Consider the following 16,962-nt stretch of genomic DNA (forward strand, 5'->3'; position numbering starts at 1 on the left):
GGCTTCAGCCGCGAGCCTTCCTTTTCAGGTCGCGACGACGTGTGGGAAAGAGCTCGCGGCTGAAGCCGCTCCTACAAAAGCGCGCATCAACGCCGGCGTATGGGAATCCGGTCCAGCGGCACCGCGGTGACCTCGTATCCGCCGATCCGGATCGGCGCGCCCGGCGGCGGCGCCCAGGCTTGGGCGTAGAGCACTTCCCACGTCGCCGGCAGCAAGCCGTCGCTACGGCGTTCGGCTTCGTAGGCGGATGCTGCCGCGGCGAAGCGCGCGCGTCCGGTCAGCGTGTGCCGGCGCGTGCGCAGCGCGTTGGTCGCGCCAAGCGCGCGCAATTCGCGCATCAGCGCGGCCAAATCGGGATAGCCCGGCACGAACAGGTCGCGGTCGAGCACCGGGTCGCGGAAACCGGCCTGGACCATCGCATCGCCGAACTGCGCGATCGACGCGAACGGGCTGACGTGCGGCGCCGAATCCGCCCGGGCGAAGGCCGCGCGCAATTCGATCAGCGTCTCCGGACCGAAACTCGACACCAGCAAGCGCGCGCCCGGCTTGAGCACACGCCGGAATTCGGCGAACAGCGTCGGCAGATCCTCGATCCACTGCACGCACAAATTGGAGAACAGCACGTCGACGCTGGCGTCGGCGAGCGGCAGGGCGCGCGCATCGGCGCAGACGCGGTCGAAGGATCGCCACCAGCCGCCCTGCTTCTTGGCTTCGCGCAGCATCGGCAAGGCGAGGTCGAGCGCCAGCACTCTCGCTTTCGGCCAACGCTTGCGCATCGCGGCGGAAGCGCGACCCGGACCGCAGCCGAGATCGACGACGATTTGCGGCTGTCGATCTTCCAAATAGTCGAGCGATTCGAGCAGGCGCGATTCCACCTCGCGCTGCAGCGCGGCGGCGGCTTCGTAGCCTTGCGCCGAGCGCGAGAAGGCGCGGCGGACTTGGCGGGTGTCGAAGACTTCGTTCATGCCTTTGGTTTTAACCCTCTCCCGCTTGCGGGAGAGGGTTGGGTGAGGGCGCGCGGCGCTGCGAACCCGCCTCGTCGCTTTCTGGAGAAGCCAAAGTCGCTGGATTCCAGCCTTCGCGGGAATGACAGCTTGAAGCGGAAGCAAAAGTGTCGATGGCCGCCGCGACTTCGTCCGCATGTCCCAAGAACGGCGCATGCCCGCCGCCGGCGATCTCAAGAAATTCGGAATTCGGCGCGAGTGCCGCGGCGGCGCGCATGCCGGCGGGCGGCACCAAGCGGTCGCGCCGACCCGAAATCCACAAGCTCGGTACCCGCAGTTGCGGCAGCGATTCGCGCAAATCGGTTTCGTCGAGCAGCGACAGCCCTTGCTGCAGCACCCGCCGCGCCGGCTCGCCGCGCGCGAACAATTGCTGGCGCAGCGTGCGCAACTCTTCGCGGCCGTGTTCGGCGCCGATCGTGTCCAGCACCAGAAAGCGGTCGAGCGTGCTGCGGTAGTCGCTCTGCAAATCCGCGGCGAACTGCGTAAACACCTGCGGCGAGACCGCGTGCGGCCACGGCCGGCCGTCGGCGCCGTCGTCGACCACGAAGCGCGGCGTGGCGCTGATCATGACCAAGCCCCGCACCTGCGCCGACGTCGCCGCCGCGCGCAGCGCGAACAAGCCGCCGAGCGACCAGCCGATCCAGATCGCCGGCGGCGTGCGCGCGGCGATTTGCGCGACGGTCGCGTCCAGCTCGAGCGGCGTCGCGTCTTCGCGGCTGTAGCCGTGGCCGGGCAAGTCGACCAGATGCAGCGTGTAGCGATCGCGCAAGCGCGCGACCAGCGGCGCGAACACGCCGCCGTGCATCGCCCAACCGTGGACGAGCACCAGCGCCGGACCAGAGCCGGCGACTTCGATGTGCAAGCCGGCGTTCAAGCGGCGGGGGCCGCGACGGGCGCGTCTCCGAGGCGGTCGCGCGCGCGCGACAGCGTGTCGATCAAGCCGTCGATCTCGGCCGGGCTGTGCAAGGCCGACACGGTGATGCGCAAGCGCGCGCCGCCTTCGGGCACGGTCGGCGGGCGGATCGCGGCGACCCAATAGCCGGCGTCGTCCAGCGCCTGCGCGTAAGCCAGCGCGCGCGCTTCGCTGCCGCAGACGAAGGGCTGGATCGGCGTGTCCGAAGGCAGCAATTCCAAGCCGTGCGCGGCCGCAGAGGTGCGCAGGCGCACGATCGATTCGCGCAGCTTAACCCGCCGCCATTCCTCGCGGCGCGCGATCTTCACCGCGGCCAACGACGCCGCCGCTTGCGCGGGCGGGATCGCGGTGCTGTACACGTAAGGCCGCGCGGTTTCGGCCAGATGCCCGATCACGGTTTCGTCGCCTACCAGCACCGCGCCGTAGCCGCCGAGCGCTTTGCCCAGCGTGACCAATTGCAACGGCACGTCGGCCGGACCCAGGCCGCTGAACGCGACGCTGCCGCGCCCGCTCGGGCCGAGCACGCCGACGCCGTGCGCGTCGTCCACGTACACCAGCGCCTGCTGCATGCGCGCGGCCAGCATCAGCGCGCGCAACGGCGCGATGTCGCCGTCCATGCTGAACACGCCGTCGGTGGCGAGCATCGCCGCGCCGTCCGGCACGCTGCGCAACTGGCGCAACGCGCCCTCGGCGTCGGCGTGCGGATAGCGGCGCAGGCGGCAGTCGGCCAGGCGCGCGGCGTCGATCAGGCTGGCGTGGTTCAAGCGGTCTTGAACGCAGATGTCGTCGTTGCCCAGCAGCGATTGCACCACCGCCAGATTGGCCAGGAAGCCGCTGCCCATCAGCAGGCCGCGCGGATATTCCAGCCACTCGGCGATCTCGCGCTCCAACGCCTCATGCACGGCGTGATGGCCGCAAACCAGATGCGAAGCGGTGCTGCCGACGCCGTCGCGCGCGGCGGCGTCCTGCAATGCGGCGACCACGCCGAACTGCTGGGCCAGGCCCAGGTAATCGTTGCCGCAGAAGCCGACCCGCCAGCGCCCGTCGACTTCGTAGCGCGCGCCGTCGCGCCGGGTCACGTTGCGCCGCACGCGCACCCGCTGCTGCGCCTCGCGCAACGCGCGCGCCTCGCGCAGACGTTCGTGCAGGTCGGCGCGCGCCATGCTCAGGCCGCCGCTTCGACGATGTCGGCGTGGACGGTGGCGGCTTCTTCCACGATCTGCATCGGCCGCAGGCCGAGACGCGCGAACAACGCCATGTCGCGCTCGGCGTCCGGGTTGCCGGTGGTGAGCAGCTTCTCGCCGTAGAAGATCGAATTGGCGCCGGCGGCGAAGCACAGCGCCTGCAGTTCGTCGCTCATGGTCTCGCGCCCGGCCGACAGCCGGACCATAGATTGGGGCATCAGGATCCGCGCCACCGCGATGGTGCGCACGAATTCGAAAGGATCCAGTTCCGCGGTGCCGGCCAGCGGCGTGCCTTCGACCTGGACCAAGCGGTTGATCGGCACCGAATCCGGATGCGCCGGCAGATTGGCCAAAGCCTGCAGCAAACCGGCGCGCTGCGCACGCGACTCGCCCATGCCGACGATGCCGCCGCAGCAGGTCTTCATGCCGGCGTCGCGCACGTGCGCGAGCGTGTCCAGGCGGTCCTGGTATTCGCGGGTGTGGATGATTTCGCCGTAGAACTCCGGCGCGGTATCCAGGTTGTGGTTGTAGTAGTCCAGGCCGGCGGCCTTCAGCGCCTGCGCTTGGCCGTCGCTGAGCATGCCCAACGTGGCGCAGGTTTCCAGGCCCAGCGCTTTCACTTCGCGGATCATCGCCGCGACTTTCGGGATGTCGCGGTCCTTCGGCGAACGCCAGGCCGCGCCCATGCAGAAGCGCGACGCGCCGGCGGCCTTGGCCTGCTTGGCTTTTTCCAGCACCGCTTCGGTGCTCATCAGCTTGGTCGCATCGACGCCGGTGTGGTAGCGCTGCGCCTGCGGGCAGTAGGCGCAGTCCTCGGGGCAGCCGCCGGTCTTCACCGACAGCAGCGTGCTGATCTGCACTTCGGCCGGATCGAAATGGCGGCGATGGACGCTGCCGGCGCGATGCAGCAATTCGGTGAACGGCAGCGCGAACAGCGCTTCGATGTCGGCGCGCGACCAATCGTGGCGGAGGGCGGGCGCGGCGGAGAGCGGTTCGCTGACGGCTGGCATGGGTTTTTCCCGACGGACAAGGGCTGGCAAGCCCGGCAGTCTGGAAACCATGCCGGGTCCTGTCAACCGAATGCCGCCCGTGGATGTTGACGGGCTCGGCCGGCGCTTGGCGGCCCTGCTGTGGCCGCCGCGCTGCCTGCTATGCGGCGAATCGGGCCGCGGAGGCCGGGATTTGTGCCGCGACTGCGACGCGGCCTTGCCCTGGAACCGCAACGCCTGCCTACGCTGCGCCCTGCCCTTGCCCGCGCCGGCGCCCGCTTGCGGCCTTTGCCTGCGCCGGCCGCCGCCGCTGGCCGAAACCCATGCCGCCCTGGTCTACGCCTTCCCGGTGGACCGGCTGCTGCCGCGGTTGAAATTCCATGCCGACTTGGCCTGCGGCCGGCTGCTCTCGCAATTGATGATCCAAGCCTTCGCCGCCTTGCCGAGGCCCGACGCGCTGGTGCCCTTGCCGCTGCACCGCGGCCGTTTGCGCAGCCGCGGCTACGACCAAGCCTTGGAATTGGCGCGGCCGCTGGCGCACGCCTTCGCCTTGCCGCTGTTGGACGATGCGCTGATCCGCAAGCGCGGCACGCCGCCGCAATCCCGGCTCGACGCCGCCGCGCGGCGGCGCAATCTGCGCGGCGCGTTCGCGGTCGATCCCGGCGTCGTTCTGCCGCCGCACGTGGCCGTGATCGACGACGTCGTCACCACCGGCGCGACTCTGCATGCCGCGGCGCAGGCCTTGCGTCGCGCCGGCGCGCAACGCGTGGATGCGTGGGTGTGCGCGCGAACGCCGTGACCGCTTTTTTCCTTCTCCCATCGGGAGAAGGTGCCCGAAGGGCGGATGAGGGTTCGGTGTGCGATTGAAGCTACGCGCTCGCGCCGTACCCTCATCCGGCGCTACGCGCCACCTTCTCCCGATGGGAGAAGGAGAAGCAGCGCCTCAGCGCTCCGGCGCTTCCTGCTCCAGCAATTCCAGATAAGCGCTGGTCAGTTCGAGGTTGCCGGCCTTCTGCATCCGCACTTGGTAGAACAAGGTCTTGATCAGCTCTTCGTCGCTGGCGCGGCCTTCGCGGCGGGTCGTGAACTGCACCAGCGCGTCCATCGCCGATTCCTGCTGGCGCTGGTACAGCTCCTGCAGTTCGTAAGCCTTGGCGACCTTGATCCGCCAGGCCGGCGACAAGCGTTCGACCGCGTTGTTCGAATTCTGCGTGGTCTGCCAGGCGGCCGCGGTCAGCACCGCGGAGGTGACCTCCAGCCGCGAAGGCTGCTCGGCGTCGGTTTCCGATTTGACGACGTGCTCGGCTTCGGCCAGGTTCGAATTGATCTTCGGCAGCACCCGCTGCAATTCGTCCAAGTTGCTGCGCATCTCCGCCGCCACGGCTTGGCGCAGCGCGTTGGCCTGGCGATTGAGCGAACGGTCTTCCTTCCAATTGTCGATCGCCAGCGCCAAGCCCACGGCCAGCGCCACCGAGAACGCTTCGACCGCGATCTCGGGCAGCTTCTCGCGGATATGGTCGCGCAGGCGCGGACGCGGCGGCGGGTCGGCGGCGGGAGTCATCGGCGCATCTTACCCAGACCGCCCCCGACTTTCGGCAGATACCGCGCCGGCCGGAACGCTGCATCTTCTGCCGACCTTCCCCAACCGGCATCCAAGATGAAGACGTTCACGACCGCGGTACTCGCCGCCGCACTGTCGCTCGGTTCCCTGCAGGCCGCCGCCGCGGATTCGACGGCCGATGCCGAAAAGCAACTGATCGCGGCCAGCGAGGCGATGATGAATGCCCAGCTGCAGTTCGATCTGAAAGCGCTGGACGCGATCCTGGCGCCGGATTACGTCGAGATCTCGCCGGTCGGCGACGTCGACGAGCGCGCCGAAGTGATGAGCTTCTACACGCCCGAAGCCAAGGCGCAGATGCTGGCCGCCGGGATGGAGCCGGTGTCGACGGTGATGGAAGAGCCGCGGGTGCGGGTGTACGGCGACCAGGCCATCGTCGTTTCCAAAGACACCGCGACGCTGAAGGTGAAAGGCGTGGAGCAGAAACGTCCGGCGCGCGTGCTGTTCCATTTCCGCAAGCTCGGCGGCAAGTGGCTGCTGCAGTCTTCGCAGTTCACTTGGATCAAGCCGGGCGGCTGAGCGGTTATTGCTATTGTGGGAGCGGCTTCAGCCGCGAGCTCTTTCCTTCAAATCGCGACATCGCGTTGAATACAGAAAAAGCTCGCGGCTGAAGCCGCTCCCACAAAGCTAATCGGCCTTGGCGGGTTCCGGCTTGGGAATATCCGCCTTGGCCGCCTTGCCCGAACCGATGATCGCTTCTGCCCGCATCTCCACCGGCGCGTCCTTCGAGAACAGCGCGGTGGTGCCGACCGCGGTCCAGGCGGGGTAGTGGTCGCGGAACACTTCGCGATGCACTTTCAGCATCGGCTCGATTCGCTTGCGGAAATCGTCGTGGTCCTTGGCGACGTGGAAGCTGGTGATTTCGACCACATCTTCCATCGTGGCGCCAGCTTTTTCCAGATGCGCCTTCAGCTGCGCGAACATCCAGCGGATCTTCTCTTCGTCGGTCTTGCCCGGACCGCCCGCCGGAATGCCGGACACGATCACGCGGTCGCCGATCTTCACCACCGGCGAGTAATGGAAATCGTAGTAGGAACCTTCCCAGCCCGACGGCGCCAGATGCTCGCGTACGACCGGAGTTTGCGCGCCGGCCGTAGCGCACAGCGACAGGCCGAGCAGGGATAACGTCAATAGGCAGGCGCGCATCGTCGATGTCCTCGAACCGGGGAATCGGATTGCAGCGCGGGCCGATGTCCGGTGCAAGCGCCGTTCGGCGGAGGCCGGCGCGGACGCCGGCCTCCGTCGTGCGGTCAGCTCGCCGGCACCGCTTTTTCGCGCTTATTGCCCAAGAACCATAGGATGCCGCCGACCACGACCAGCGCGATCCGGATCCCGACGCCGACGTCGGCGCCCCAATGGTCCACCCAAGACAGCAGCTTGAATTCCATGTTCATGAAGTGCAGCACGAACGAACCCAGGCCGAGCAACAGCATCAGGCCGCCGATCGATTTCATCGCTTACCCCTTTGGCAATGGACCCGCTCCCCGCGGGCGAGCCGAGTCTACCCCGCAAAGGCGACGCAGGGCGTAGCCGGGCAAGGCCGCAGGCCGCACCCGGCTACGTTCAACCCGGATTGCGGAACGCGTAGTCCAGGGCAATGCCGGCGAACACCGCCATGCCGACCCAGTGGTTGTGCAGGAAGGCGCGGAAGCAGGCGTCGCGGTCGCGGTGCCGGGCCAGGACGAATTCGTAGGCGACCAGCAGCGCCGCCACGCCCAGTGCCGACCAAAAGTACACGCCCATCTGCGCCTGCCGCCCGCACAGCGCCAGCGCGGCGAAGAACATCGCGTACAGCACGCCCTGCGCGATCAAGTCCAACTCGCCGAACAGGATCGCAGTCGACTTGGCGCCGGCGCGCAGATCGTCGTCGCGGTCGACCATCGCGTACCAAGTGTCGTAGGCGGTCGACCAGAAGATGTTGGCCACGTACAGCACCCAGGCCAGCGGCAGCAGCTCGCCGCGCACGGCGGCGAAGGCCATCGGAATGCCCCAGCCGAAAGCCATGCCCAGATAGACCTGCGGCAGATAGGTATAGCGCTTCAAATACGGATAGCTGGCCGCCAGCACCACGCCGACGAAGCTCAAATACATCGTCAGCCGGTTCAATGTCGCCACCAAACCGAACGCCGCCAGCATCAGCGCCGCGAACACCAGCAAGGCTTCGCGGCCGGACACCGCGCCGGTGGCCAGCGGCCGATGCTTGGTGCGTTCGACCTGCGGGTCCAGCCAACGGTCGGCGTAGTCGTTGATCACGCAACCGGCCGAGCGGGTCAGCCAGACCCCGGCGCTGAACACGAACAGCGTCCACAGCGGCGGCACGCCTTCGGCCGCCATCCACAGGCCCCACCAGGTCGGCCAGAGCAGCAGCAGCCAGCCGATCGGCCGGTCCCCGCGCACCAATTTCCAGTACTGGCCCAGGCGCTCGCGCCAGCGCGGCACGGGCAGGGGGACGGGCGAGCTGTAGCGTTCGTAGCTCATGCGGGCGCAAGGTTAACGGCTCGCGCGGCGCGGCGCGATGATGGACAATAGGCGGCTCGGCGCCTGTAGCTCAGCCGGATAGAGTAGTGGCTTCCGAAGCCATTGGTCGGGGGTTCGAATCCCTCCAGGCGCGCCAAATGCTTGATCCGCAGGCTTTTCTGGCGGTTTTTGGGCTGGGGCGATTTATTTATACTGTGGGCATGCACGGCCTCGATTAGCGGCCGCCAAAGGTGGAACGTGCGCAATTACGACCTCGATTTTCTGAAGAAATTCTCGTTGGTGATCGTCTTCCTGATGGCGGTCACCCTCGGCCTGATCCTGTTCGCCCACCATCTGCAGGGCGTGATCCCGCCGGAAGTCTCGCCGCAGGCCGCCAAGCGCACCGAGCAGCGGATCGCACCGGTCGGTTCCGTCTACGCCGGCACCACCGGCGCCGCGCAGCAGGCCGCAGCCGTCGCGGCGGCCGCGGCCAAGGCCGCCTCGCAAGTCGCCTACGGCGGCACCACCGACGGCTCGGTGATCTTCGGCAACCTCTGCACCGGCTGCCACACCTCCGGCGCCGGCAACGCGCCGACCATGGACAAGGCCCACTGGGGTCCGCGCATCGCGCAGGGCAAGGACACCTTGTACAAGCACGCCATCGAAGGCTTCACCGGTCCCGACGGCGGAGTGATGCCGCCCAAGGGCGGCAACCCGGCGCTGACCGAAGCGCAGGTCAAGGCCACCGTCGACTGGATGGTCGACAATCTGAAGTAAGCGCCGCAAGGCATTCCGCGACGCGCACGACGCCGCCTTAGGGCGGCGTCGTCGTTATCGGGCGGCGAACGTCGGCGATCGGCACGCCAAACCCGCCGTCATCGGCGCTTCCCGCCCGCCTTGTATCATCGCGCCATGGTCCTGCCCGCCTTCCCGAACGAATCGGCCACGCTCTCGCTGCCCGGCCCCGCCGGCGCATTGGAAGCGGCCGTCGAAACCCCGGAGCCCGATGTCGCGCCGCTGCCGGTGGTCGCCGTGGTCTGCCATCCGCTGCCCACCGAAGGCGGCAGCATGCACAACAAGGTCGTGACCATGGCCGCGCGCAGCTTGCGCGAGCTCGGCGCGACCACGGTGCGCTTCAACTTCCGCGGCACCGGCCATTCCGAGGGCGAGTTCGACGAGGGCCAGGGCGAGACCGACGACTTGCGCGCGATCGTCGCCTGGGTGCGCGCGCAGCGACCCGACCATGCGCTTTGGCTGGCCGGTTTCAGCTTCGGCGCCTATGTATCGATCCGCGCGGCGGAAGAACTGAAACCCGCTGTGTTGATCTCGATCGCGCCGCCGGCCGGGCGTTGGGATTTCGAAAGGGTAGCGCTGCCCACCATGCCGTGGCTGGTGATCCAGGGCGAGAACGACGAGATCGTCGACCCGCAGGCCGTCTACGATTGGCTGAAGAAATCCAAGGCCAAGGCCGACGTGGTGCGCATGCCCGACACCAGCCATTTCTTCCACCGCAAGCTGATCGATCTGCGCGGCGCGATCAAGAACGGCGTACGCGCCTACCTGCCCGCGGCGCATGGCTGACGCGGGCGCGACGGCGACGCCGTCGGAAAACTACCGCGCCGGCGTCGCGCGCGGCGATTGGCAGGACGATCCGGCGCAGCACGCGGCCTTGCGCGAACTGGACCGCATCCACGCATCGCTCGTCGCGCCGCCGAAATCGCGCGGTTTGCTGGCGCGCATGTTCGGCGAAGGTCCGCCGCCGCCCGAACGCGGCCTGTATCTGTGGGGCGGCGTGGGCCGCGGCAAGACTTTCCTGATCGATCTGTTTTACGACGGACTGCCGATAACGCAGAAACGCCGCACCCACTTCCACCGCTTCATGCGCGACGTGCACGAACGCCTGCGCGCGCACGCCGGCGAACGCGACCCGCTGGCGATCGTCGCCAAGGAATGGCGGCGCACGCTGCGCGTGCTGGTGCTGGACGAATTCTTCGTCAGCGACATCGGCGACGCGATGCTGCTCGGCCGTCTGCTCGACCGCCTGTTCGCCGAAGGCGTGGTGCTGGTGACCACGTCCAATACGCCGCCCGGCGAGCTGTACAAGGACGGCCTGCAACGCGCGCGCTTCCTGCCGGCGATCGAGCTGATCCAGCGCTATTGCATCATCGCCCATCTCGACAGCCCCACCGACTACCGGCTGCGCGAGCTGACCCGCTCGCCGGTGTATCGCGCGCCGCTCGACGCCGGTTCCGACGCCTGGCTGGAAGCGCGCTGGCATGCGCTGGGCGGCGACGACGCTCATCGCGACGGCACCATCGAACTGGACGGACGCAAGATCGCGGTGCGCGCGCGTTGCAAGGGCATGGCCTGGTTCGATTTCGCCGAGTTGTGCGAAGGCCCGCGCGGCGCCGCCGACTACATCGAGATCGCGCGCGAATTCCACACCGTGCTGCTCGGCGGCGTGCCGCGCCTGGACGAGCGCCGCGACAATCCCGCGCGCCGCTTCATCACCCTGATCGACGAACTGTACGACCGCCACGTCAACCTGGTCTGCACCGCCGACGCCGCGCCGCCGGCCCTGTACGAAGGCGCGCGCCTGGCGGCGGCGTTCGAGCGCGCCGCTTCGCGCCTGATCGAGATGCAGTCGGCGGAATACCTCGCCCTCGAGCACCGCCAATAGTCCCCGGCGCGCCGTTTTTCGCTTTCGCCGCGGCTCGCCTTACCGGCCCGCGTCTGGAATCAAGCCGTGATCGCGGACGATGCGGCCGATCTCGCGCTCCTGCTCCATCACGGTCGCGTATAGCCAGGTGTAGTGGTCCTGGGACCAGAACTCCATCACCTGCCGGGCGCGCAATTCTCCCAACAGGGCGCGGTTGGCGCGGTATTCCAGGAATATCACCAGCAAGTGGTAGTAATTGGACTCCGCATCGCTCGAGCCGCGCGGAAAGCCGACCGGTATGTCGGGGTAGCGCTTGCGCAGCTCGCCCACGGCGGCCTGCGACTTCGCCGCGTTCTGGCCCAGGTACCAGTGCAATTGCTCGTGGACGAACGTCGACAGCAGCAATTCGTCGTCCTTCAGATGGCGCGTGTGCAGGGTCAGCACCGGATGGCTGTGCGGCAAGGCGCGCTCGTCGACGACGATCTTGCGCGTGAACAGCCACGGCGACACGTCGTATCGCGCCACGATCCGTTCGATCTGCGCCTTGGCCGCCTTCTCCGCTTCGCTGCCGCGCGCGAGCGATATCTCCAACGGCATCTGCGGCGCTTGCGCGCGCGCGACCGCGCAGCCCAGCAACAGCGCGCAAGCGAGCAATCGTCCGATCTTCATCGTCGCCCCCCTAGACCTCCGAAAGATGCGCATTATGGAATCCGCTCCGAACCGGCGGCCTACCGCCGGATGAACGGCCGCTTCCGCCCCGCGCGACCGAGCTTCGCTAGACGCCCAGGGAACGCAGGAACGCGGCGATCTTCTCGGTATAGGCCGAAGCTTCGCCGAGCGTGCGGTTGACCTGCATGTGCGACAGATCCTGCGGCAGCGTCTCCACGCGCACGCCCAAGCCCGCCGCTTTGCGCTCGAACGCCCGGGCCTGCGCGCAAGAGGCCATGACGTGACGGGTGGAACATACCGCCAGCATCGGCAAAGATCGGCGCGTCAACAGCGCATACGGCGATACCGCGCGCCATGCCGCGGCGTCGGCGCCGAACGCGCGGTCGTACAAGCGCGGATGCGGCCCCTTCATCAATCGCTCGACGTCGTAGGCGGCGCTGTCCAACAGCACCGCGCCGCGCGGCGGCGCCGCTCCGGCTTCGCGCAGCCATTCCGGCGATGCGGCAAGCACGGCCACCAAGTGCGCGCCCGCCGAGTGTCCCATCAGCGCGATGCGGTCGCGGTCCACGCCCCAGGCCGCCGCGCGATCCTGCACCGCCGCCAGCGCGCGCGCCACGTCCTGCGCCTGCTCGCGCGGCGGCGTATCGGGAAGCATGCGGTAGTTCACCGAGATCAAGGCATAGCCCTTGGGCAACCAATAGCCGGCCTTGTTCGGGATCAGCCCGGGATGGTCCTTGTCGCCGAAATTCCAGGAACCGCCGTGCACCAACAGAATCGCCGGCGCGCGCCGCGCGGCGGGCGGCAGATAGACGTCGAATCGCTGCCGCGGATCCGGGCCGTAAGCGACGTCGCGGATCGCCCGCGTTCCCGCCGGCAAGGCTTGCGCGCCCGCGTCCTCGCCGGATGCGGCCGCGGAGCGCGCCTCGGGCATTGGGGCGGCCGCGGCCAAAAGGAGCAATGCGATCGCGATGATCGACCGTTGGCGTTTCATGTCCGTTCTACCTTCTGCGATCCGAATAACGTTTCAGCTGCCGCGCAGCACGAGCGTCGCCGACAGCCCCTGCGGCGACCGGGGCGAGAGCCGCAGTTCGCCGTCATGCTGGCGCGCGACGCGATCGACGATGGCCAATCCGAGCCCGGTGCCGCCGCCCTCGCCGCGCGCGAACGGCTGGCGCACGCGCTCGGCATCGCGCGCCGACAAGCCGGGCCCGCCGTCCTCGACATCGATGCGCCAGGCCTCGCCTTCGCGGCGCAAACGCAGGCAGAACGGAGGCGCGCCGTGCTTCTGCGCATTGACCAGCAGGTTCTCCACCGCGCGCAGCAGCGCCATAGGCTTGCCGATCATCGGCGCGTAGGTCGGCGTTTCGAGCCGCCACGTCTGCTCCGATGCGCTGGCCGCATTGCGGCACAGCACCGCCAAATCGAGCGGCTCGGCGGCTTCGTCGCGTCCGTCGCGCGCGTAGGCGATGAACTGCGACAGGATCGCGTCGATCTCGGCGATATCGCGATGCATGCCGGCGCGCAGTTCCGGATCGGCCTCCGGCAGCAGCTCGGCGGCGTACTGCAGGCGGGTCAGCGGAGTGCGCAGGTCGTGCGAGATGCCGGCCAGCATGAGGCTGCGTTCTTGTGCGGCTTCGCGCACCTCGTCGCTCGCTTCGGTCAGCACCTGGGCGAGTTCCTGCACTTCGCGCGGGCCTTCCATTGCGCCGAGCTCCGGCGCTTCGCCGCGCACCAGTTCCGGCGCCGATCGCGCCAGGCGCCGCAAGGGCAGCACCAGCCGGCGCGCGTAATAAGCCGCCGCCAGCCAGACCAGCGCCGCGCCGGCGCACAGCATCAGCACCGAGAACCGCAGCACGCCGTCGCCGCGGCGATCGAAAGCCAAGGACGCCCATAACGCCGGCTGCGTATCCAGCTTCAGCCAGACCGCGTTGGCGCGGCCGACCCGGCCCAGCCGCACTTCGCGTCCGGGATCCAGCTGCTGCGGCGCCTGTTCCAGCAATTCGCGCATGAACGGCGCTACGCGCGGCGCGGGCGATGGCGGCGGCGCATCGCTCACTTCCAGGCCGGCGCGGCGCAGGTGCTCGGCTGCGCGATCGCGCGATTGGCTGCGCGCGAGTTCTTCGGCCACATCGGCGAACCCGTCCATCGCGCGCAGCAGGCGTTCGGCGGCCGGCCGCGTGGCCAATTCGCGGCCCAGCGCCACCGCCAGCACCGCCGCGCCCAGCAGCACCAGGCCGATCACCAGCGCCAGCTGGCCGAACACGCTGCGCGGCAAGAGATTCATGCGGCCGGCTCCGGCGGCACGTAGACGTAGCCCACGCCCCATACCGTCTGGAGGATCCGCGGATGGCGCGCGTCGTCTTCCAGCAAACGCCGCAGGCGCGCGACGGTGACGTCCATGCTGCGTTCGAAGGCTTCGTGTTCGCGGCCGCGCGCCAGGCTCATCAGGCGATCGCGGCTCAACGGCTGGCGCGGATGCCGCAGCAATACCGCCAGCACCGCGAATTCGCCGGAAGTCAGGCGCAGCGGTCGGCCGTCGCGGCTCAATTCGCGCCGGCCCAGATCGAGCCGGAAGGCGCCGAAGCGGATTTCGCCGCCTTCGGCCTGCGGTGCGCCCGGCGCCGGGTTCGTGCGCCGCAGCACGGAGCGGATCCGCGCCAGCAATTCGCGAGGATTGACCGGCTTGGGCAGGTAATCGTCGGCGCCGATCTCCAGACCTACGATCCGGTCGATTTCGTCGCCTTTCGCGGTCAGCATCACGATCGGCGTCGCGTCGCCCTGGCCGCGTAGGCGCCGGCAGATCTGCAGTCCGTCCTCGCCCGGCAGCATCAGGTCGAGCACGATCAGATCGTAATGGCCGCGGTCCAAGGCTTGCCGCATCTGCGCGCCGTCGCCCACGCCTTTGACCTGGAAGCCTTGCGTTTCCAGATAGCGCGTCAGCAGTTCGCGCAGGCGCAGATCGTCGTCGATCAGCAGTACGCGCGGCGGTGATCCGTTCATGTCGTCACTATCCAGGCTCGATCGCGGCGCGCAAACCCGGTGCGGACGCCGAGTTGTAAACGAATGTTTCTTGCCTGCGTTGACGACACATCTGCTCACCGGCGCGACACGTCTGACGGCCTGTGCGGGCTTAGCTTGGGCTCTCCGCGATGCGCCCCGCCTCGCGCCGACCCCACGGAGATCCCGATGAGCAAGACCCCCCTAGTGCTAGCGCTGCTGACGTTGATCGGCCCTCTGACCGCCACGATCCCGGACGCCTCCGCACAGGGCCGCGTGCGCGGCCACGCCGTGGTCCACGGCGTCGACGGCGGACGCGCCGCCGCGACGCGCGCCGCCGGGCGCGGCGAACGCGGCGCCTATGTTCGCGGCCGCAACGTGCTTAGCGACGGCCAAGGCAATGCCGCCGGCCGCAGCGGCGCTTACGCCGTGGGCGCCGACGGCGGCACGGCGCAGCGTCAAGGAAGCTTCTACCGCAACGCCGACGGCAGCGCCGGCCGCCAAGGCAGCGCTTCGATCGACGGCGCCAAAGGCGGCGGCCTGAACACCAGCGGCAGCATCGCCCGCAACGCTAACGGCGACGTCAGCGGCAGCCGCAGCACCAGCGCCACCGGCGCGAACGGCAATACCTACAACGGTTCGACCACGGTGCAGAACGGCGTCGTCACCCATACCCGCGCCTGCACCAATGCCGCAGGCGAAGCCATCGCCTGTCGCGGACGCTGACCCTCCTCGTCCCCCCGGCCAAGGACGGCCGTCTTTTTCCCATCACTGAAGAGATCGACCCATGCCCGCTTATTCCCGTTACTTTCTCGCCGCGATCCTGCTCGCCGCCTCCGCCACCGCCTGCGCCCAGAATGGCGAACGCGGCGCGCAAGCCCGCCAGAAGATGCAGGAGCGCCTTAAAGCCGCCGATGCCAACCAGGACGGCTATATCGACCGCAAGGAAGCCGATGCCGGGCTGCCGCGCGTAGCCAAGAATTTCGATGCGCTGGACAAGGACCAGGATGGCCGGCTCTCCACCGGCGAATTGCAACAGGCGGCGCAGAACGCACGCCAACGCTTCGGCCGTTGATTCTTCGCGAGCGATGGAATCTTTCGGACTCCTGCTGGTTCCGCTGCCGCTGCTGGCCGCGATCGCCGCGATCGAAGGCTGGTTGCGGCAGCGGAGGGGCCACGGCTACGACTGGAAGGCGTATTGGGCCTCGCTGGGCGATGCGCTGGGCCGGCTGGCGATCAACGGTCTATTGAAGGCCGGCATCGTCGGCGCGGCGCTGTACGCGGTGTGGGAATGGCGCATCGCCACCATGGCGATGGATCGCTGGTGGCACTGGGCGCTGCTCTTCCTCGGCCAGGAGTTCTGCTACTACTGGATGCACCGCGCCGACCACCGCATCCGCTGGTTCTGGTTGAACCATTCCGTGCACCACTCGCCGAACCAATACGCGCTGTCGGCCGCCTACCGGCTCGGCTGGACCGGCAGGATCACCGGCGCGGCGCTGTTCTTCGCGCCGCTGGTATGGATCGGTTTTCCGGCGCCGCTGGTGCTGGCCGCGCTGGCGCTGAATCTGCTGTACCAATTCTGGCTGCACACCGAACTGATCGGACGCCTGCCCAAGCCGATCGAATACGTGTTCAACACGCCGGCGCACCATCGCGTGCACCACGCCAGCAATCCGGAGTACTTGGATTGCAACTACGGCGGCGTGCTGATCCTGTTCGACCGGCTGTTCGGCTCGTTCCGCGCAGAACGCGAGGGCTTGTCCGTGCGCTACGGCTTGACCGTGCCGATATACAGCTACAACCCGTTGCGCGTCGCGTTCAACGCGTGGTTGGGAATGTTCCGCGATTTGCGCCACGCGCGAGGATGGCGCGAGCATTGGTTGACGGTGTTCGGGCCGCCCGGCTTCAAACCTATCGGATTGCGCACGGACTCGACATATCGTGTTGACGAATCATGATCACCCCGATATGTTGTGCCCGTCGGTTCCGACGGCACGCCGTCGGATGAAAAGGGAAGCCGGTGCGTTTCTAACGAAACAACTCCGGCACTGCCCCGCAGCGGTGTGTGGAAACGAAAGCCGTCATTGGCACTGGGATCCGATTCCTGGGAAGCGACGGCCGGTAGGAAAGAAGCAGGAACGAGGAACTAGAGATCAGGAACTAGTAAGCGACGCTTTTTACTAGTTCCTATTCACTCGTTCCATAGCTCCAAGTCCACGAGTCCGAAGACCTGCCGACAGCCGCGCGATGCACGCCGCGCGGTGCCGGCCGCGGAGTCTCCGGGGGGAGACGGCTGGTGACGTTGCCGGCCGTCTTCTTGCGGCCGCTGCGACACCGCTGAACCGTCCCGAGATGTCCGCCCGCCCGAGGGGGCGAGGTCGCGTCGTGGGCGTTGGTCCATGCGCGATGTCGCTTCTTCCGCCGTCCGCGAGGGACAGACGGCCCGGTGCGACATCGCAAGAGGACATC

Annotated in this window: 20 protein-coding genes, 1 tRNA gene and 1 riboswitch; of the genes, 9 read left to right on the forward strand and 12 right to left on the reverse strand. The window is 68.2% G+C overall.

Translation table 11 applies throughout. From position 1 onward, the window contains the following. Window positions 1–86 precede the first annotated feature (86 nt). From bioC to bioB, 4 genes are read right to left on the reverse strand one after another with little or no spacing between them, the layout of a single operon-like run. A complete protein-coding gene (bioC, locus tag FCE95_RS07945) occupies window positions 87–965 on the reverse strand; it encodes a malonyl-ACP O-methyltransferase BioC (protein ID WP_137266498.1) in 879 nt (292 codons plus the stop codon). Window positions 966–975: 10 nt separating this feature from the next. Beyond that, the gene (bioH, locus tag FCE95_RS07950; protein WP_223266827.1) at window positions 976–1,878 is read right to left on the reverse strand and encodes a pimeloyl-ACP methyl ester esterase BioH; all 903 of its coding nucleotides are present in this window, start codon (window positions 1,876–1,878) and stop codon (window positions 976–978) included. Then, window positions 1,875–3,080, reverse strand: a complete 1,206-nt coding sequence (gene bioF, locus FCE95_RS07955) for an 8-amino-7-oxononanoate synthase (RefSeq protein ID WP_137266499.1) — start codon at window positions 3,078–3,080, stop codon at window positions 1,875–1,877. The genes bioH and bioF overlap by 4 nt, the downstream gene beginning before the upstream one ends. Before the next feature lie 2 nt (window positions 3,081–3,082). Beyond that, window positions 3,083–4,111, reverse strand: coding sequence for a biotin synthase BioB (bioB, locus tag FCE95_RS07960; protein WP_137266500.1), 1,029 nt, complete (start codon window positions 4,109–4,111; stop codon window positions 3,083–3,085). 49 nt (window positions 4,112–4,160) lie between these two features. Here bioB and FCE95_RS07965 point away from each other — a divergent pair, with 49 nt between their 5' ends. After that, on the forward strand, window positions 4,161–4,889 hold the full coding sequence (locus FCE95_RS07965; protein ID WP_425481296.1) for a ComF family protein: 729 nt from the start codon (window positions 4,161–4,163) through the stop codon (window positions 4,887–4,889). A 144-nt stretch (window positions 4,890–5,033) separates the two neighbouring features. Here FCE95_RS07965 and FCE95_RS17070 read toward each other — a convergent pair whose 3' ends face one another. Further along, the gene (locus FCE95_RS17070; protein ID WP_189644684.1) at window positions 5,034–5,651 is read right to left on the reverse strand and encodes a hypothetical protein; all 618 of its coding nucleotides are present in this window, start codon (window positions 5,649–5,651) and stop codon (window positions 5,034–5,036) included. A gap of 96 nt (window positions 5,652–5,747) precedes the next feature. Here FCE95_RS17070 and FCE95_RS17075 point away from each other — a divergent pair, with 96 nt between their 5' ends. After that, window positions 5,748–6,227 (forward strand): nuclear transport factor 2 family protein, encoded by a 480-nt coding sequence (locus FCE95_RS17075; protein WP_189644685.1) that lies wholly within the window; start codon window positions 5,748–5,750, stop codon window positions 6,225–6,227. 108 nt (window positions 6,228–6,335) lie between these two features. On the opposite strand, the gene FCE95_RS07975 is transcribed toward FCE95_RS17075, so the two are convergent. The 3 genes from FCE95_RS07975 to ubiA form a co-directional block, all read right to left on the reverse strand. Beyond that, window positions 6,336–6,854, reverse strand: a complete 519-nt coding sequence (locus FCE95_RS07975) for a Rid family hydrolase (RefSeq protein ID WP_137266503.1) — start codon at window positions 6,852–6,854, stop codon at window positions 6,336–6,338. A 104-nt stretch (window positions 6,855–6,958) separates the two neighbouring features. Then, on the reverse strand, window positions 6,959–7,162 hold the full coding sequence (locus FCE95_RS07980) for a hypothetical protein (RefSeq protein WP_137266504.1): 204 nt from the start codon (window positions 7,160–7,162) through the stop codon (window positions 6,959–6,961). A gap of 109 nt (window positions 7,163–7,271) precedes the next feature. Further along, a complete protein-coding gene (ubiA, locus tag FCE95_RS07985; RefSeq protein WP_137266505.1) occupies window positions 7,272–8,186 on the reverse strand; it encodes a 4-hydroxybenzoate octaprenyltransferase in 915 nt (304 codons plus the stop codon). Between the two features lie 59 nt (window positions 8,187–8,245). On the opposite strand from ubiA, the gene FCE95_RS07990 reads away from it, so the two are divergent. From FCE95_RS07990 to zapE, 4 genes are all read left to right on the forward strand, one after another. Beyond that, window positions 8,246–8,322: transfer RNA gene (locus tag FCE95_RS07990), tRNA-Arg, on the forward strand. Between the two features lie 101 nt (window positions 8,323–8,423). Beyond that, window positions 8,424–8,942 (forward strand): c-type cytochrome, encoded by a 519-nt coding sequence (locus tag FCE95_RS07995; protein ID WP_137266506.1) that lies wholly within the window; start codon window positions 8,424–8,426, stop codon window positions 8,940–8,942. A 135-nt stretch (window positions 8,943–9,077) separates the two neighbouring features. Continuing rightward, window positions 9,078–9,746, forward strand: a complete 669-nt coding sequence (locus FCE95_RS08000) for an alpha/beta hydrolase (RefSeq protein WP_137266507.1) — start codon at window positions 9,078–9,080, stop codon at window positions 9,744–9,746. Continuing rightward, window positions 9,739–10,845, forward strand: a complete 1,107-nt coding sequence (gene zapE / locus FCE95_RS08005; RefSeq protein ID WP_137266508.1) for a cell division protein ZapE — start codon at window positions 9,739–9,741, stop codon at window positions 10,843–10,845. Before FCE95_RS08000 ends, zapE begins: the two co-directional genes overlap by 8 nt. Window positions 10,846–10,884: 39 nt before the next feature. Here the strand turns inward: zapE and FCE95_RS08010 are convergent, their stop codons facing one another. The 4 genes from FCE95_RS08010 to ompR form a co-directional block, all read right to left on the reverse strand. After that, window positions 10,885–11,493, reverse strand: coding sequence for a hypothetical protein (locus FCE95_RS08010; RefSeq protein ID WP_137266509.1), 609 nt, complete (start codon window positions 11,491–11,493; stop codon window positions 10,885–10,887). 106 nt (window positions 11,494–11,599) lie between these two features. Beyond that, window positions 11,600–12,484: an alpha/beta hydrolase gene (locus tag FCE95_RS08015; protein ID WP_137266510.1), complete on the reverse strand. Its 885-nt coding sequence runs from the start codon at window positions 12,482–12,484 to the stop codon at window positions 11,600–11,602. A 33-nt stretch (window positions 12,485–12,517) separates the two neighbouring features. Next, window positions 12,518–13,777, reverse strand: a complete 1,260-nt coding sequence (locus FCE95_RS08020; RefSeq protein WP_137266511.1) for an ATP-binding protein — start codon at window positions 13,775–13,777, stop codon at window positions 12,518–12,520. After that, window positions 13,774–14,493: an osmolarity response regulator transcription factor OmpR gene (gene ompR / locus FCE95_RS08025; protein ID WP_137266512.1), complete on the reverse strand. Its 720-nt coding sequence runs from the start codon at window positions 14,491–14,493 to the stop codon at window positions 13,774–13,776. Before ompR ends, FCE95_RS08020 begins: the two co-directional genes overlap by 4 nt. 186 nt (window positions 14,494–14,679) lie before the next feature. Here ompR and FCE95_RS08030 point away from each other — a divergent pair, with 186 nt between their 5' ends. The 3 genes from FCE95_RS08030 (at window position 14,680) to FCE95_RS08040 (ending at window position 16,451) form a co-directional block, all read left to right on the forward strand. Beyond that, the gene (locus tag FCE95_RS08030; RefSeq protein ID WP_137266513.1) at window positions 14,680–15,216 is read left to right on the forward strand and encodes a hypothetical protein; all 537 of its coding nucleotides are present in this window, start codon (window positions 14,680–14,682) and stop codon (window positions 15,214–15,216) included. Between the two features lie 61 nt (window positions 15,217–15,277). Further along, a complete protein-coding gene (locus tag FCE95_RS08035) occupies window positions 15,278–15,565 on the forward strand; it encodes a hypothetical protein (protein ID WP_137266514.1) in 288 nt (95 codons plus the stop codon). A gap of 13 nt (window positions 15,566–15,578) precedes the next feature. Continuing rightward, window positions 15,579–16,451: a sterol desaturase family protein gene (locus FCE95_RS08040; RefSeq protein WP_137266515.1), complete on the forward strand. Its 873-nt coding sequence runs from the start codon at window positions 15,579–15,581 to the stop codon at window positions 16,449–16,451. Between the two features lie 6 nt (window positions 16,452–16,457). Continuing rightward, window positions 16,458–16,745: riboswitch (cobalamin riboswitch) on the forward strand. Window positions 16,746–16,962: the final 217 nt, after the last annotated feature.

Origin of the sequence: Luteimonas gilva (assembly GCF_005239095.1) — a bacterium.
In the GTDB taxonomy this organism is placed as follows: Bacteria; Pseudomonadota; Gammaproteobacteria; order Xanthomonadales; family Xanthomonadaceae; genus Luteimonas_C; species Luteimonas_C gilva.

What these genes read in the sequence shown, in the direction of transcription:
- bioF (WP_137266499.1), bottom strand. Translation starts at nt 3,080, where the DNA reads ATGGCGCGCGCCGACCTGCACGAACGTCTGCGCGAGGCGCGCGCGTTG.
- bioC (WP_137266498.1), bottom strand. Translation starts at nt 965, where the DNA reads ATGAACGAAGTCTTCGACACCCGCCAAGTCCGCCGCGCCTTCTCGCGC.
- ubiA (WP_137266505.1), bottom strand. Translation starts at nt 8,186, where the DNA reads ATGAGCTACGAACGCTACAGCTCGCCCGTCCCCCTGCCCGTGCCGCGC.
- zapE (WP_137266508.1), top strand. Translation starts at nt 9,739, where the DNA reads ATGGCTGACGCGGGCGCGACGGCGACGCCGTCGGAAAACTACCGCGCC.
- FCE95_RS17070 (WP_189644684.1), bottom strand. Translation starts at nt 5,651, where the DNA reads ATGACTCCCGCCGCCGACCCGCCGCCGCGTCCGCGCCTGCGCGACCAT.
- FCE95_RS07975 (WP_137266503.1), bottom strand. Translation starts at nt 6,854, where the DNA reads ATGCGCGCCTGCCTATTGACGTTATCCCTGCTCGGCCTGTCGCTGTGC.
- FCE95_RS08000 (WP_137266507.1), top strand. Translation starts at nt 9,078, where the DNA reads ATGGTCCTGCCCGCCTTCCCGAACGAATCGGCCACGCTCTCGCTGCCC.
- FCE95_RS07965 (WP_425481296.1), top strand. Translation starts at nt 4,161, where the DNA reads ATGCCGGGTCCTGTCAACCGAATGCCGCCCGTGGATGTTGACGGGCTC.
- FCE95_RS08030 (WP_137266513.1), top strand. Translation starts at nt 14,680, where the DNA reads ATGAGCAAGACCCCCCTAGTGCTAGCGCTGCTGACGTTGATCGGCCCT.
- FCE95_RS08040 (WP_137266515.1), top strand. Translation starts at nt 15,579, where the DNA reads ATGGAATCTTTCGGACTCCTGCTGGTTCCGCTGCCGCTGCTGGCCGCG.
- FCE95_RS08035 (WP_137266514.1), top strand. Translation starts at nt 15,278, where the DNA reads ATGCCCGCTTATTCCCGTTACTTTCTCGCCGCGATCCTGCTCGCCGCC.
- bioB (WP_137266500.1), bottom strand. Translation starts at nt 4,111, where the DNA reads ATGCCAGCCGTCAGCGAACCGCTCTCCGCCGCGCCCGCCCTCCGCCAC.
- ompR (WP_137266512.1), bottom strand. Translation starts at nt 14,493, where the DNA reads ATGAACGGATCACCGCCGCGCGTACTGCTGATCGACGACGATCTGCGC.
- FCE95_RS08010 (WP_137266509.1), bottom strand. Translation starts at nt 11,493, where the DNA reads ATGAAGATCGGACGATTGCTCGCTTGCGCGCTGTTGCTGGGCTGCGCG.
- FCE95_RS17075 (WP_189644685.1), top strand. Translation starts at nt 5,748, where the DNA reads ATGAAGACGTTCACGACCGCGGTACTCGCCGCCGCACTGTCGCTCGGT.
- FCE95_RS07980 (WP_137266504.1), bottom strand. Translation starts at nt 7,162, where the DNA reads ATGAAATCGATCGGCGGCCTGATGCTGTTGCTCGGCCTGGGTTCGTTC.
- FCE95_RS08020 (WP_137266511.1), bottom strand. Translation starts at nt 13,777, where the DNA reads ATGAATCTCTTGCCGCGCAGCGTGTTCGGCCAGCTGGCGCTGGTGATC.
- FCE95_RS08015 (WP_137266510.1), bottom strand. Translation starts at nt 12,484, where the DNA reads ATGAAACGCCAACGGTCGATCATCGCGATCGCATTGCTCCTTTTGGCC.